This is a genomic window from Enterobacter sp. 2VL (genome assembly GCF_005503595.1).
Taxonomy (GTDB): Bacteria; Pseudomonadota; Gammaproteobacteria; order Enterobacterales; family Enterobacteriaceae; genus Enterobacter; species Enterobacter cancerogenus.
Genome location: NZ_SCNE01000003.1, coordinates 40,847 through 56,051 on the forward strand (window position 1 = coordinate 40,847; position 15,205 = coordinate 56,051).

Consider the following 15,205-nt stretch of genomic DNA (forward strand, 5'->3'; position numbering starts at 1 on the left):
ATGTTTTCCTCAACCTCACCTGCAACCCTTCGCACGAAAGCAGGCGCGATATTTCGTGTTACGTCCGGCAACTTTCTCGAGCAATTCGACTTCTTTCTCTTCGGCTTTTATGCGACCTACATCGCGCATACCTTTTTCCCGGCGAGCAGTGAATTTGCTTCCCTGATGATGACGTTCGCCGTCTTCGGCGCGGGTTTTTTAATGCGTCCCATCGGGGCAATCGTACTGGGTGCCTATATCGACAAGGTTGGACGCAGAAAAGGATTGATCGTGACCCTGTCGATTATGGCGGCGGGAACCTTCCTGATCGTGCTTATTCCGTCTTATCACAGCATAGGTTTGTGGGCACCGTTACTGGTGCTGTCAGGCCGACTATTGCAGGGGTTTTCTGCCGGAGCGGAGCTGGGTGGCGTGTCGGTCTATCTGGCTGAAATTGCCACGCCCGGCCGCAAAGGTTTTTACACCAGCTGGCAGTCCGGCAGCCAGCAGGTCGCGATTATGATTGCGGCAGCCATGGGGTTTGCCCTGAATGCGCTAATGGCAGAGAGCGCCATTCGTGAATGGGGCTGGCGTATTCCGTTCCTGGTCGGCTGTTTAATCGTACCCTTTATCTTTTTCCTGCGCCGCAAGCTGGAGGAGACAGAGGAGTTCAGCGCGCGCCGCCATCATCTGGAGATGCATCAGGTCTTTAAAACCCTGCTCGGTAACTGGCAGGTGGTCATTGCCGGCATGCTGATGGTGGCGATGACCACTACGGCCTTTTATCTGATCACCGTTTATGCGCCGACTTTCGGGAAAAAAGTACTGATGCTCAGCGCCTCGGACAGCCTGCTGGTCACGCTTCTGGTGGCAATTTCTAACTTTATCTGGCTGCCGGTGGGCGGTGCGCTGTCGGACCGCTTTGGGCGTAAACCGGTGCTTATCGCCATGACGCTGCTGGCACTGGCGACAAGCTACCCGGCGCTGACGCTGCTGGCGCAGGCACCGAGCTTCTCAATGATGCTAAGCGTCCTGCTGTGGCTCTCTTTCCTCTATGGCCTTTACAACGGTGCGATGATCCCGGCACTCACGGAGATCATGCCTTCTGAAGTTCGGGTGGCGGGGTTCTCTCTGGCCTACAGTCTGGCAACGGCTGTATTTGGGGGATTCACCCCGGTGATGTCTACCGCGCTGATTGAATATACCGGGGATAAAGCCTCTCCCGGCTACTGGATGAGTTTCGCCGCGGTGTGTGCCCTGCTGGCCACACTCTATCTGTATCGTCGTCGTGCAGTGACGCTGCACAATACCGTGAAATCCGAGGGGGCGGCATGAGACCGATCCCTCGGCTGACCACCAGCGCGTTGATAATGACCGCCCTGAGCTTCTGCGCCTCTGCAAAAGAGGTGACGGTCATGATCTCAGGCGGTTTTAAGGCCGCCCTTGAAAAGCTGGCACCGGAATATGAACGCCAGACCGGAGATAACATTGTGCTCGTTCCCGGCCCGTCTATGGGTACGACTCCGCAGGCAATTCCTAACCGACTTGCGCGCGGGGAAAAAGCCGACGTGGTGATCATGGTGGGCGATGCGCTGGCAACGCTCGAAAAGAACAACCTGACTCAGCCTGGCTCACGCACGGAACTTGCTGACTCCCCTGTCGGTATGGTGGTAAAAAAAGGCGCTGACGTCCCGGATATCGGTAATGAGGCGAAACTTCGCCACACGCTGCTTCAGGCCGGATCCATCGCCTACTCCGACAGTGCCAGCGGCAGATACGTCAGCCAGAAGCTGTTCAAAACGCTGGGGATTGAAAAAGAGGTGATGGGTAAAGCAACGAAGGTTGAGCGCATCCCCGTCGCCGAAGAAGTGGCGAAAGGGAAATACGCGGTAGGTTTCCAGCAGGTCAGCGAACTGTTGCCGGTTCCGGGGGTTACGGTTATCGGCAAACTCCCGGACAACCTGCAATACATCACCCGCTTTGCTGGCGCCGTGACCCGCCACGCCGACCATCCTGGCGAAGGGAAAGTGCTGCTGAATTACCTTTCATCGACACAGTCCAGTGCCGTGATCCGCGACACGGGATTAAGCCCCGTCACGTCCCGCGGTACTGCTCAGTAATGTGTTTTTCCAGTTCAGCCGCAATGTAAGACTGGATGCGCCCCCGGCGTCGGATAAGCCCCACAGTGCGTTTCACTTCCGGCGCCACGAGCGGGACAGACGTCAACAGCGAGTGCTCTGACGTTGGCATCGACATGGCGGGAACGGCAGCAATGCCGATCCCCGCCTCTACCATGCCGAGCATCGTGGTCACATGGCGCGTTTCGCAGACGCTGGGACGCGCAGGAACCCTGTCCCCCAACAACCGGTCGAGCAGGTTACGGTTACCTGACGTTTTGTCGAGGATGATATAGTCCTGCTCATAAAACGCCTGCCATGTCAGGTGCGTTTTTTTTGCCAGAGGGTGATCGCACCTGCATGCGGCGACATAGCTATCTTCCACCAGCGGGAAAAACTCTATTTCAGAGGGCAAACTCCCGGCGAAACAGATCCCGAAATCCGCCTGGCTACGGGCAACAGCGTCAAGGACATTCCCTGCGCTGCTGTCGATGAGCTTAATCCGGACACGCGGGTAGCGGGACTGAAAGCGACGTATAACATCCGGCATAAAGTAACAGGCCGCAGACGGTACCGTAGCGACGGTAACCAGCCCGGTGCGCTCTTCGCTCACTTTATCGATATCAGCCAGCATGGACTCAACGTTATCAAGCAACTGCGCTGAACGTTCAGCAAAGTTCTGCCCGTACAACGTCAGAGCCACGTGGCGGGTGGTCCGGTCAAACAGCTTTGTTCCCAGCGCCGCCTCCAGTTTTTCAATCCTGCGGCTCAGTGCTGACGGGGACAAACAGATAGATTCAGCAGCAACCCGAAAGTTGCCGTATTCCACTAACGCTCTGAAAGCATAAAGATCGTTAAGGTCAAAATTTACGGGCATAGTATCGACATTTCTCCGTTTTGATGACGGTCATCATGACGGGTAGACGCACATTTTAACAGTCCCTTAACGTTTCAACCTGACGCTCCGGGCACCGTGTTATCTCAGGCCCGGTCTTCAGCGGGGTTTTATCATTGGGAGTTTTGTCACTGAAAGGAAACGGGATAAGTGGTTGAATAATGGCAGAGAGGCTGGCCTTTTCTGCCATTCCGACATCTCAACGTTTTGTAGTTGCTTTCATGCCGGGTTCTTTGGCATGTTAGCCTGACCTTTCAATTTTGTTCATGTGACGAGTTTGCGAGCAAAGCGATGATTAAGTGGCCCTGGAAATCGAATGACGCTGGTCGAAATATGGCACAGCCATGGGAAGAGGCGCTGGCGATCCCGGTTCTGGCTAACCTCGAGCCGGATGAACAGCGAGTGCTGATTCAACTGGCGGACCGTTTTCTGCAGCAAAAACGTCTGGTTCCGTTACAGGGTTTCGAACTCGATCCCCTCAAAAACACGCGTATTGCCCTGCTGTTCTGCCTGCCCGTTTTGGCGCTCGGCATTGAATGGCTGGATGGCTTTCACGAAGTGCTTATCTACCCTGCTCCGTTCGTGGTGGATGACGAATGGGAAGATGACATCGGTCTGGTGCACAGCCAGCGCGTTGTGCAGTCCGGGCAAAGCTGGCAACAGGGGCCTATTGTGCTCAACTGGCTGGATATTCAGGATTCGTTTGATGCCTCCGGCTTCAACCTGATTATCCATGAAGTGGCGCACAAGCTTGATACCCGCAACGGCGATCGCGCCAGCGGCGTGCCGCTGATCCCGCTACGCGAAGTGGCCGGATGGGAGCACGATCTGCATGCGGCCATGGACAACATTCAGGATGAAATTGATCTTGTCGGTGAAAGCGCCGCGAGCATCGACGCCTATGCTGCCACCGATCCAGCCGAATGTTTTGCGGTTCTGTCGGAATATTTCTTTAGCGCGCCGGAGCTGTTCGCACCCCGCTTCCCGGCGTTGTGGCAGCGTTTTTGCCAGTTCTACCAGCAGGACCCGCTTCAGCGTTTACGTAAGAATGGCGACAGCGGCGAGTATGCCACCGCGCACGTTCACTAAAACAGCAGTTTGCAGCTTAATTAATCATTTGAATCAGCACCTTAAATTTAGTGTTGACACATTTTAGCGAGGCCATTAACATGCGCCTCGTTCACACGATTCCTCTGTAGTTCAGTCGGTAGAACGGCGGACTGTTAATCCGTATGTCACTGGTTCGAGTCCAGTCAGAGGAGCCAAATTTAAAAAGCCTGCTTTTAAAGCAGGCTTTTTGCTTTTCTGCATTCGCGGTTCAAATCTGATAATCAATCGCCACGTCCTCTGGCTCCATCACGTGGCGCTTAATCTCATCCACCGACAGCCCGGCATTACACAGCTCGATAAACCGCCATACGTAATTGCGCTGCAGCTGCCCGCGCTTGAGGCCCAGCCATACAGTATTGGCATCGAACAGGTGGCGGGTATCAAGCCGCACAAGATTGCCCTCCTCGTGCTCACCGCCCGACTGTTCCGCCACCAGACCAATGCCCAGCCCAAGCTCAACGTAGGTTTTAATCACGTCGGAATCCTGTGCGCTGAGGACCACATCCGGCGTCAGCCCCTTGCGGCTAAAGGCTTCATCGATACGTGAACGCCCGGTAATGCCCTGGCGGTAGGTGATCAGCGGCCACTTAACGATATCGTCAAGCGTAAGCGGTGACACCTGGTTGAGGGGGTGATCGTCCGGCAGCAGCAGGCTGTGGTGCCAGCGGAACCACGGGAAAGCCACCAGCAGCGGGTCGGTACTGAGGCGTTCACTGGCGATACCGATATCCGCCCCGCCGTTTTGCAACAGCACGTCTATCTCCTGCGGCGTTCCCTGGATCAGCTCCAGCCGCACATCCGGGAAGAGTTCACGGAAGGCTTTAATGACCGGCGGCAGGCTGTAACGCGCCTGGGTGTGGGTCGTCGCGATGGTGAGCACGCCGGAAGCATCGTTGGTAAAGAGGTCCGCGAGACGGCGAACGTTGCTGGCTTCGTTGAGGATACGCTCCGCAATGGCCAGCAGCGCTTTTCCCGGCTCCGTCATTCCGAGCAGACGCTTGCCGCGACGTATGAAAATCTCAATACCCAGCTCTTCTTCCAGCTCGCGAATATGGCGGCTGACGCCCGACTGGGAGGTATACAGCATGTTGGCGACCTCGGTCAGGTTGTAGTCCCGCCTGGCCGCCTCACGGATAATTTTAAGTTGCTGGAAATTCACGTTTCGCTCCGGCCTGTCTGACATAACGCTATTGTTAGAGTCTGCAGGGCTGCAGAACAAATAATAAAAACCAGCATCTTATGCTTTTATGGAATATCAGCTGACCAGCTGCAGCTCGCGGTTCTCCAGCGATGGTTTGCTTACCAGCGACATCAGGATCTCTTTCACCGCCTGCGCCTGCGGGGTGAGCGAGCCGCGTGCGGACATATTGAGCGACAGCGGTAAGCTCATGGACGGCGTGGTGATCCGCGCCATCCAGCCGTTTGCCGCGCTGCACAGCGAGCGTGCCGCAGACTCCGGCAGCACGGTGACCCCCATCCCGCTGGCAATCGCGGCGGTCAGCGTGGAGATAGAGTCGATCTCGCCGATGATTTTGGCCGTCAGGCGACGCAGGGAAAACGCTTCGTCCACCCGCACGCGCACGGCGCTGTAATCACGCGGCAGGAACAGGTTCATCTCGGCGACCGCCGTCAGGTCAACGCTTTGACCCGGACAGTCGCGCGTACCAACCAGATAAAGATCTTCTTTCAGCAGCGGCTGGCTGGTGATCCCGGCGATGGGCGAGCGGTCGTACAACACCGCCATGTCCAGCTGCCCGTTGAGCAGTTTGTCATTCAGCACGGAGCCGCTGTTCTCGTGCAGGTAAACCAGCACGTCGGGCAGCTCGGCACGCACCGCCTGCAGCAGCGGCATGGTAATGGATGATGCGGCGGTCCCCGGTGCAAGGCCGATAGAGACCGTGCCGCTCAGCGTCTGGCCGACGTTATTGACCGCCAGCTGCGCCTGTTCGCACTGGCGCAAAATGGTGCGGGCATGGGTATAAAGAATTTTCCCGGCTTCGGTTGGCGTCACGCCGCGCTTGGTGCGGATCAGCAGCTGTTGATCCAGCTCCCCTTCAAGCGTGGCAACCTGCTGGCTCAGCGCGGGCTGCGCAATATGCAACACTTCCGCTGCCTGAGTCAGGCTGCCGATATCGACGATTTTTACGAAGTATTTGAGTCGTCTGAAATTCATATTGCCCCCTGTAACAAATAACTGTGCCTTTAACGGCTTCGAGTGTTGAACAGGTATTGCAATATGAATGCCACTTTTTGAGCCGGGAGTAGATCCATGCCTAATGCCCTGAAAATAAGGAAATCTAATCATCGCTGGCGACTTTATGAGTGAAACAGCGGTTTATGATCTGCCCCATAAGGGGTATATCTGCACAATGACGGTGCAAAGCGTTGCCAAAAGCACCACTTTGCTGAATTTGTCAGCAAACGAACAAAATCGTCTGATACACCCTTTGACAACCACAGCCGACGTCGATAATATGCGCCCCGTTCACACGATTCCTCTGTAGTTCAGTCGGTAGAACGGCGGACTGTTAATCCGTATGTCACTGGTTCGAGTCCAGTCAGAGGAGCCAAATTTCAAAAGCCTGCTTTTAAAGCAGGCTTTTTGCTTTTCTGCGCTCGGTTACATTGTCGGGTGGCGGCTTCGCCTTACCCGACCGACAAATTTCATTGGACCGCAGCCGTCACCCGGCGACAATGCCTCCGTTGCCGATCTTAACCGGCATCCCTGACCGACGTTCCAGTTCAGCGCCCGCCCCCTCGTTTATCAGCTGCGTCCGCTGCGTGGCGGAAATGGGCAGAGGCACTTTCTTTGTCGATTCAAACTCGGCACGGTTACGCGACAGCGGCTCGTGGACTTCCACCCAGCGGCTGCCGTCCGGCTCCGTGGTCATTTTAACCGGGCGATCGATAAGTTCGACGCGCGTGCCGACCGGGACGTTATCGAAAAGATATTTGATATCCGCGTTTCGCAGACGAATACAGCCCTGGCTTACGCGCAGCCCGATACCAAAATTCGAGTTAGTGCCGTGAATGGCGTATAGCCTGCCAATATAGATGGCGTAGAGGCCCATGGGGTTATCCGGCCCGGCAGGCACAAACGCCGGCAGGGTTTTCCCCTCTTTTGCGTATTCGCGGCGCGTGTTTGGCGTAGGCGTCCAGGTTGGCCCATCCTGCTTGCGCTCCACGGCAGTAACCCAGTTACGCGGGGTTTCACGTCCGGCCTGACCGATCCCGATCGGCAGTACCTCCACGGTATTGCTACCCGGCGGGTAATAGTAGAGGCGCATTTCCGCCACGTTCACCACAATGCCCTCCCGCACGGTGGAGGGCAGGATCAGCTGTTGCGGCACCACGAGTTGCGTTCCTGCTTTAGGCAAAAAGGGATCGACACCCGGGTTGGCTTCAAGCATGTTGCTCAACCCTTGCCCATACTGCGCGGCAAAGGCTTCCAGCGGCAGGGTGTTCCCTTCCGGCACGGTGATGGTTATTGGCGTACCAACCAGGCGGCTGCCCTCAGGCGGAAGCGGATAAGTTACAGCCCATGCACTTTGGGTCACGGCGACCAGCGCTAACGCCAGCAAGCGGGTTCGGATCATAATGTCCCTATAATTACGATGTTGAGCACAGAGTAACTATAACCCCTGCCAGCCATTTCGTGAGAAAAGCCTGCTGTTATACAGGCTTTTCTCAATGTCGCCTTACTTTTTGCGCCATCTGCGGGTCAGCGGTTTTTCCACTTCAACGATCAGGAACATTGCGAAACCAATCAGGAAAGTGATGAACCAGTAGCGGAACGGCAGCGCTTCGGTGCCAAACAGCATTTGCATAAACGGCGCATAGATGATCAGCAGCTGGAGGATCAGCAGCACAGCACTCACAATCCAGATCCCCTTGTTCGCCAGCAACCCTTTGCTCAGCGAGAAGCCATCCGTTACGCGGCAGTTCAGCATGTAGAACCACTGCGCGGTCACCAGCATTTGCAGTAGCACGGTGCGGATAAACTCCGGCGAGTAGCCGCGCGGCTGCAGCCAGGCCTCCAGCACGAAGGCGCTGATGGCAATCATCAGCCCGACAAACACCACGCGCCAGATGGCGAAACCGTCCATAACGTGCAGGTTAGACTTGCGCGGTGGCCGGTTCATGATGTCCCGCTCACCCGCTTCAAACGCCAGGCCAAACGACAGAGTGGCCGACGTCGCCATGTTCATCCACAGGATCAGCACCGGCGTTAACGGGATCAGGTTGCCCGCCAGCAGCGCAATGATGATCAGTAACGCCTGGGCAATGTTGCTCGGGATGATGAACAAAATGGTCTTTTTCAGGTTGTCATAAACTCGCCGCCCCTCGTGCACCGCTCTGGCGATGGTGGCAAAGTTATCATCCGTTAACACCATGTCGGCCGCCTCCTTGGTCACCTCGGTGCCTTTGATCCCCATGGCGATACCGACGTCAGCGCGCTTGAGCGCCGGAGCATCGTTCACGCCGTCTCCGGTCATCCCCACCACTTCCTGTCGGCTTTGCAGCGCCTGCACCAGGCGGAACTTATCTTCCGGGCTGGTTCGCGCGAAGATATCGTATTTTTGCGCGGCTTCGCTCAGCTGCGGATCGTCCATCGCCTCCAGCTCGCGTCCTGTAATAGCGCTGGCGGCATTGCCGATCCCCAGCATCTGGCCAATGCTCATCGCCGTTTGCGGGTGATCGCCGGTGATCATCTTCACCCGAATTCCGGCCTGCAGGCAGTCGGCAATGGCGGTAATCGCTTCCGGCCGCGGGGGATCCATCATGCCGGCAATCCCGAGCAGGATAACCCCGTCCTGTAAATCTGCATGATCCAGCTCGCGCTGGCCGTCGGCGGCGGGCTTCCAGGCGGCAGCCACCATGCGCAGCCCCTCACGGGCGTATTCTTCAATCTTCCCTTCCCAGTAGGGTTGATCGAACGGCTGCAGCCCGGTCTCCGTCTGCTGATACTGGCAGAGGCGGAACAGCACCTCTGGCGCACCGGTAATGAGGATCGTCTCTTCATCGCCCAGGCGGTACAGCGTGGACATGTATTTGTATTGCGAATCGAACGGGATTTTACTGCGCATTTCCGTATCCAGCGCCGGGAGCGGTATTTTCGCCGCCAGCACCTTCAGCGCGCCTTCGGTCGGCCCGCCGGTGATTTTCCACAAGCCCTGCTCGTCCTTCATCAGCTGGCTGTCGTTACACAGATCGATGGTGCGCAGATAGCGCTCCAGCAGCGAGCCAGGGGTGACGGTGACGGGCGTTGGGTCGTCAATCGGATGAATATTGCCTACCGGCTCGTAGCTGTCTCCCTCCACGCGGTAGGTCGTCCCGGCGGTGATCACCGCTTTGACCGTCATTTCGTTCATGGTCAGGGTGCCGGTTTTATCCGAGCAGATCACCGTCATTGCGCCCAGCGTTTCGACGGTGGGCAGCTTACGAATAATCGCCTTCCGGCGGGCCATCGCCTGTACGCCAAGCGAAAGGATAATGGAGATAATGGCCGGCAGCCCTTCGGGCACCGCCGCCACCGCAAGGCTTATCAACGACAGCACCAGCTCAGAAACCGGCATATCGCGGAACAGGAGGCTGAAGACAAACAGCACCACCATCATCACCAGGATGGTGATAAAGATGGTTTTACCAAGCTTGTCCATCTGCACCATCAGCGGCGTGCGGTGTTTTTCGATGTCCGACATCATCTGGTTGATGTGACCGAGTTCGGTCTCGCCCCCGGTCGCGACCACCAGCCCTTTTCCGCCGCCGGCGCTCACGGTGGTGCCGGAGTAAAGCAAGTTATAGCGGTCGCCGAGCGGCAGCTCGCCGCTCAACGCGTCGGTGTTCTTTTCAACAACGGTGGATTCCCCGGTGAGAATCGCCTCTTCGACGCGCAGGTTATGGGCCTCAATCACGCGCAGATCGGCAGGAATGCGATCCCCGGCGCGGATCACCACGATATCACCGGGCACCAGCGCCGTGGTGGGGATGGTTTCATGGTTGCCCTGCCGTATTACCACGGCTTCACTGGAGAGCATATTGCGAATGCTTTGCAGCGATTTTTCGGCATTACTTTCCTGGATATGACCAATCAGGGCGTTAATGATGGCGACCCCGAGGATCACGAACATATCAACCCAGTGGCCCATGATCAGCTTGAGCAGCGCGGCCACCAGCAGAACATAAATCAGGACGTCGTTGAAATGGGCCAGAAAGCGCAGCCAGGCAGGCTTACCCGGTTTTTGCGGTAAGGCGTTCTCACCGTATTGCTGTAGTCGGGCGGCTGCCTCGGTACTGCTCAGTCCATCCACCGTGGAATGGTTTGCAGCCAGCGCCTCTTCAACGCTTTGCTGGTAAAACGGACGGCCAGGTTTCTCTGTTTTCATTGTTCCTTCCTCAGGTTCTTTCAGAAATCACCTTGGTACTCATGCAATTAACAGATAAATAAAAGAAACAGACGCACGGGAAATTCGGACAGGGTTATACATAGCAAGCTTCCGTGTTTGTTTTATTACCCCAAACGCCAGCATATGAATCAGGAGAGAATGTATAAAACGTAGCACAGGAATATCAGAATTAACCTTTGATTGTTAATTTCATGCATTATCATGATGTTGCTTTGCGCATTCACCTCCTCAGCCCAGCGGGGCTCAACACGCGCCCGGCCCACCGAAATCGGTTGTTTAACATTTGTTTTATCTGCGTCTATGCTCAGTGAGTGCATCCATTGCGTTGGTTTCATTGACGCTATCGCCTTTTCCCGGCCCATGGAGAAGAGAATGTTCGGTTATAGCCTGATTCGTCTTGGTTTTTATATTGCGCTCGCCATTATTGCCAGCACCGCGATCGGTTTATTCACCTATATTGTGGTGTCGACTTTCGCAGAATAGCGTTGCCCCGGTTATGGCGAGGGAATAAATAAAACAATTATTTATTAGGGGAATACCGTGAACCGCTACCTCTTTTTATTGCCGTGGGTGATTTTCACGCTCGCGGCCTGCGATCGCAAGGCGGAGGAAAATACGCCGCTGCCCCGCATGGTGAAAGTTACCGAGGTGAAAGCAGCAGGCACTGCCCGCCAGCGCGTTTTCCCGGCACGGATTGAATCCGGTGACGCAACCGACCTCGCCTTCAAACGCCCGGGACAAATAGAAGCCCTGGACATTCGCCAGGGCGCGACCATCAAGCAGGGCCAGCAGCTTGCCAGGCTTAATGCCCGCGATGCCCGGCAGCGCCTGAACGACAGGCAGGCGGCAGCTACACTGGCGCAACGCCAGTTTGACCGCTTTCAGACGCTGGCAGGCCGTCAGGCGATTTCAAAAGCCGAGATGGACGTTCAGCGTGCAAACCGCGATTCGGCAAATGCCGCGCTCCAGATAGCCCGGGAAGAGCTGAACCAGATGACGCTTGTCGCCCCGTTCAGCGGCACGGTAGCGAGCGTCCACGTGCGTAACCATCAGGTCGTTTCAGCGGGCCAGCCCATTGTAACGTTAACCCGCAGCGATCTGCTGGATGTCGTCTTTAGCATCCCGGAAAACCTGTTTAAGGCGCTGGATATACGCAACGCCCGGTATCAGCCCATCGTTAAAATTAACGCCTTCCCTGACCGGGAATTTACCGCCGTTTATAAAGAACATTCGGGCAGCAGCGACAGCAATACACTCACCTGGCAGGTGATACTCACCATGCCGCGCCCGGCCGACTTTCCTGTCGTCGGTGGCGTGAGCGGAACGGTAACCGTCAACCTGGCGAATTTGCCCGCCGGGGCGAGTGACAGCGTGCTGGTGGTGCCGGTGGAAGCAGTCTTTAACCCGGACAACAGCCCGCGCAACGAGCCGCACGTCTGGGTGGTGGCGGGCAAAGGTGATGACCTGCATCTGGAAGACCGAAAGGTCAGCGTCGGGCAGGTCGGTACCGAAGGCGTTGCGATCGTCAGCGGCCTCTCTGCGGGTGAGCGTGTAGTCACGGCAGGCGTAAATGAACTTCATGCCGGGCAGCCTATACGCATCTGGACGCGTGAACGGGGGCTGTAATGGATATCTCACGCCAGTTTATCAATAACCCTATTCGCGTCTGGCTGACGATACTCCTGCTGGGCGTGGGGGGGATTTTCGCCCTGCTGAACATTGGTCGGCTGGAAGACCCCGCATTCACCATTAAAACCGCGGTGGTGATTACCCATTACCCCGGCGCATCGGCCCAGCAGGTCGAAGAAGAGGTGACGCTGCCGCTGGAAAATGCGCTTCAGCAACTCCCCTATCTCGATAACGTCAGCTCAATCTCATCGAACGGACTGTCCCAAATTACCGTCAATATTGCGTCGCGCTACCACTCGAGCGAGCTTCCGCAAATCTGGGATGAGCTGCGCCGCCGCGTGGGTGACGCCGCGCGGCAGTTTCCGCCAGGCGTAGTGACTCCGTTCGTCAACGATGATTTCGGCGATGTCTTCGGCTTCTTCTTTGCCATTTCCGGAGACGCGTTCAGCAACCCGGAACTGGTGCAGTATGCCGAGCAGCTTCGCCGCGAGCTGGTGCTGGTGCCCGGCGTCGGGAAGGTCGCCATCGGCGGGGTGATTAGCCCGCAGATCAACATTGATATCTCGTTGACCAAAATGGCGGCGCGCGGCATTACGCTGAACCAGCTTTCTGCCCTGCTCAGCCGGCTTAACGTGGTTTCCAGCGCCGGTGAAATCACCGCAGGCACCGAATCCATCCGCCTGCATCCTACGGGTGAGTTTGAGAATATCGACGAACTGGCCGACCTGATCGTCACCCCATCCGGCACGGGAGCCGCGACGCGTCTGCGCGACATCGCCACGCTGTCGCGCGGGCTGAATGAATCCCCGGCCAGCATTTACCATGCTAATGGCCGAAAAGCCGTCACCATGGGCGTCTCCTTTATCCCGGGCGTAAACGTCATTGACGTCGGTCACGCGCTGGAAGCGAAGCTGGAGCGGATGTCGGCAGAAAAACCCGCGGGTATCCATCTCGATCTCTTTTACGATCAGGCGGCGGAAGTCGGCCATTCGGTTAACGGGTTTATTGTGAACTTCCTGATGGCGCTGGCGATTGTCATCGGGGTGCTGCTGATTTTTATGGGCGTGCGCAGCGGGATTATCATCGCCTTCTCCCTGGCGCTCAACGTGCTGGGCACCCTGCTTATCATGTACCTGTGGGGCATTGAGCTGCAGCGTATCTCGCTCGGGGCGCTGATTATCGCCCTCAGCATGCTGGTGGATAACGCCATCGTGATTGTTGAAGGGGTCCTGATCGCCCGGCAGCAGGGCTCCCCGCTGTTAACGGCGATTAACTACATTATCCGCCGCTCGGCCCTCCCCCTGCTGGGAGCGACGGTGATCGCCATTCTGGCCTTTGCACCGATTGGCCTGTCGCAGGACTCTACCGGTGAATACTGCAAATCGCTGTTCCAGGTGCTGCTCATTTCGCTGATGCTGAGCTGGTTTTCCGCACTCACCATCACGCCGGTGCTGATCACGTGGTGGTTGTTCAAACACGACAGCGCGCCGGAAAAAACGCCGGCGGCCGATCCCTATGACAAAGCGTTTTACCGGCTTTACCAGCGCCTGCTCAACGCCCTGTTACAGCGTAAAGCGCCAACGCTTATCGTGATGGCGGCGCTGCTGGCGGCGGCTATCTGGGGGTTTGGCTCGGTGCGCCAGAACTTCTTTCCGTCGTCGAATACCCCGATTTTCTTTGTCGACCTCTGGTTACCCTACGGTACCGATATCAACTGGACCGAAAAAATGACCAGCGATATCGAAAAAACCCTCAACGACCAGCCGGGCGTGGAAACCACCGTCTCCACCATTGGTCAGGGGAGTATGCGTTTCATCCTGACCTACAGCGGGCAGCGCCAGTACAGCAACTACGCGCAAATCATGGTCAGGATGGACGATCGGCGCAGCATCGCGCCGCTGACGCGTCACGTTGAGGAGTACATCGCGCGAAACTATCCCCAGGTCAATGCCAGCACGAAACGCGTGGCGTTTGGTCCCTCCGGCGACAGTGCAATTGAGGTGCGCATCAAAGGGCCAGACCCGGACAGGCTCCGTCTGATTGCCAGCCAGGTTGACGATATTCTCAGCCGCGACCCGGCCACCGACAGCGTCAGAAACGACTGGCAGAACCGCAGCAAAGTGATCCGTCCCCAGTATGTGCCTGCCCTTGGCCGTGAACTGGGCGTGGATAAACAGGATGTCGATAACGCGCTGGAGATGAACTTCTCCGGCAGCCGCGCGGGGCTGTACCGGGAAGGCAGCGACCTGCTGCCGGTGATCGTCCGGCCACCGGAGAGTGAACGTCAGGACGCGAATCATCTTAATAATGTGCTGGTGTGGAGCCAGACCCGGCAGCAGTACATCCCGCTGAACAACGTGGTAAGCGGATTTGCGCTGGAGTGGGAAGATCCGCTGATCCTGCGCCGCGACCGCATGCGCGTGCTCACCGTGCAGACCGATCCGGCCCCGCAGAGCCAGCAAACGTCCGGCGACATCCTTGCCCGCGTGCAGCCGAAAATCGACGCCCTCCCCCTTCCCGCAGGCTACAGCATTGAGTGGGGCGGAGACGCGGAGAACGCCAGCGAAGCACAGCAAGGGGTGTTTACCACCCTGCCGCTGGGATACCTGGTAATGTTTGTGATAACCGTGCTGATGTTCAGCTCGGTGAAAAATGCCGTGGCTATCTGGCTGACCGTGCCGCTGGCCCTGATTGGCGTCACCCCCGGTTTTTTAATCACCGGGATCCCGTTTGGCTTTATGGCGCTGATTGGCCTGCTGAGCCTGAGCGGGATGTTGATCCGCAACGGCATTGTGCTGGTTGAAGAGATTGAGCAGCAAAAGGGGCTGAAAAATCAGCATGAGGCCATTATGTATGCGGCCACCTCGCGTCTGCGCCCGATTCTGTTGACCGCCTTCACCACCGTGCTCGGGCTGGCTCCGCTGCTGCTGGATGTTTTCTTCCAGAGCATGGCTGTTGTCATTATGTTTGGACTGGGATTTGCTACAATCCTGACGCTGCTGGTTCTCCCGGTAATTTATGCGTGTTTCCATCGTAAGGACAAAGCTGAACAATAATGAATGCCACAG

The 15,205-nt window shown here is 56.9% G+C and carries 10 protein-coding genes and 2 tRNA genes; 7 read left to right on the plus strand and 5 right to left on the minus strand.

The genetic code is table 11. The features are described 5' to 3' along the window. Together FFS28_RS08470 and FFS28_RS08475 are read left to right on the plus strand one after the other, a co-directional pair. Entirely contained in the window at nt 1–1,314 is a 1,314-nt protein-coding gene (locus FFS28_RS08470) for an MFS transporter (RefSeq protein WP_137849295.1), read from the plus strand. Beyond that, nucleotides 1,311–2,099: a substrate-binding domain-containing protein gene (locus FFS28_RS08475; RefSeq protein WP_137849296.1), complete on the plus strand. Its 789-nt coding sequence runs from the start codon at nt 1,311–1,313 to the stop codon at nt 2,097–2,099. The genes FFS28_RS08470 and FFS28_RS08475 overlap by 4 nt, the downstream gene beginning before the upstream one ends. Here the strand turns inward: FFS28_RS08475 and psrA are convergent. After that, complete coding sequence (psrA, locus tag FFS28_RS08480; RefSeq protein WP_137849297.1) at nt 2,074–2,973, minus strand: L-proline-binding transcription factor PsrA; 900 nt, start codon at nt 2,971–2,973, stop codon at nt 2,074–2,076. The genes FFS28_RS08475 and psrA overlap by 26 nt on opposite strands. A 309-nt stretch (nt 2,974–3,282) precedes the next feature. Here psrA and mtfA point away from each other — a divergent pair, with 309 nt between their 5' ends. Continuing rightward, a complete protein-coding gene (mtfA, locus tag FFS28_RS08485; protein ID WP_006176245.1) occupies nt 3,283–4,080 on the plus strand; it encodes a DgsA anti-repressor MtfA in 798 nt (265 codons plus the stop codon). Between the two features lie 100 nt (nt 4,081–4,180). Further along, a tRNA-Asn gene (locus FFS28_RS08490) sits at nt 4,181–4,256 on the plus strand. 53 nt (nt 4,257–4,309) lie between these two features. On the opposite strand, the gene cbl is transcribed toward FFS28_RS08490, so the two are convergent. Further along, the gene (gene cbl / locus FFS28_RS08495; protein ID WP_088208172.1) at nt 4,310–5,260 is read right to left on the minus strand and encodes an HTH-type transcriptional regulator Cbl; all 951 of its coding nucleotides are present in this window, start codon (nt 5,258–5,260) and stop codon (nt 4,310–4,312) included. 96 nt (nt 5,261–5,356) lie between these two features. Then, the gene (nac, locus tag FFS28_RS08500) at nt 5,357–6,274 is read right to left on the minus strand and encodes a nitrogen assimilation transcriptional regulator NAC (RefSeq protein WP_058610132.1); all 918 of its coding nucleotides are present in this window, start codon (nt 6,272–6,274) and stop codon (nt 5,357–5,359) included. A gap of 321 nt (nt 6,275–6,595) precedes the next feature. Here nac and FFS28_RS08505 point away from each other — a divergent pair. After that, nucleotides 6,596–6,671 (plus strand) — tRNA-Asn (locus tag FFS28_RS08505). A 111-nt stretch (nt 6,672–6,782) separates the two neighbouring features. On the opposite strand, the gene ldtA is transcribed toward FFS28_RS08505, so the two are convergent. Both ldtA and FFS28_RS08515 read right to left on the minus strand, forming a co-directional pair. Next, nucleotides 6,783–7,697, minus strand: a complete 915-nt coding sequence (gene ldtA, locus FFS28_RS08510; protein WP_137849298.1) for a L,D-transpeptidase — start codon at nt 7,695–7,697, stop codon at nt 6,783–6,785. A gap of 102 nt (nt 7,698–7,799) precedes the next feature. Continuing rightward, nucleotides 7,800–10,487, minus strand: coding sequence for a cation-transporting P-type ATPase (locus FFS28_RS08515; RefSeq protein WP_137849299.1), 2,688 nt, complete (start codon nt 10,485–10,487; stop codon nt 7,800–7,802). A gap of 561 nt (nt 10,488–11,048) precedes the next feature. Here FFS28_RS08515 and FFS28_RS08520 point away from each other — a divergent pair. Together FFS28_RS08520 and FFS28_RS08525 are read left to right on the plus strand one after the other, a co-directional pair. Further along, on the plus strand, nt 11,049–12,134 hold the full coding sequence (locus FFS28_RS08520; protein WP_171007397.1) for an efflux RND transporter periplasmic adaptor subunit: 1,086 nt from the start codon (nt 11,049–11,051) through the stop codon (nt 12,132–12,134). Beyond that, nucleotides 12,134–15,193: an efflux RND transporter permease subunit gene (locus tag FFS28_RS08525; RefSeq protein ID WP_137849300.1), complete on the plus strand. Its 3,060-nt coding sequence runs from the start codon at nt 12,134–12,136 to the stop codon at nt 15,191–15,193. Before FFS28_RS08520 ends, FFS28_RS08525 begins: the two co-directional genes overlap by 1 nt. Nucleotides 15,194–15,205 lie beyond the last annotated feature (12 nt).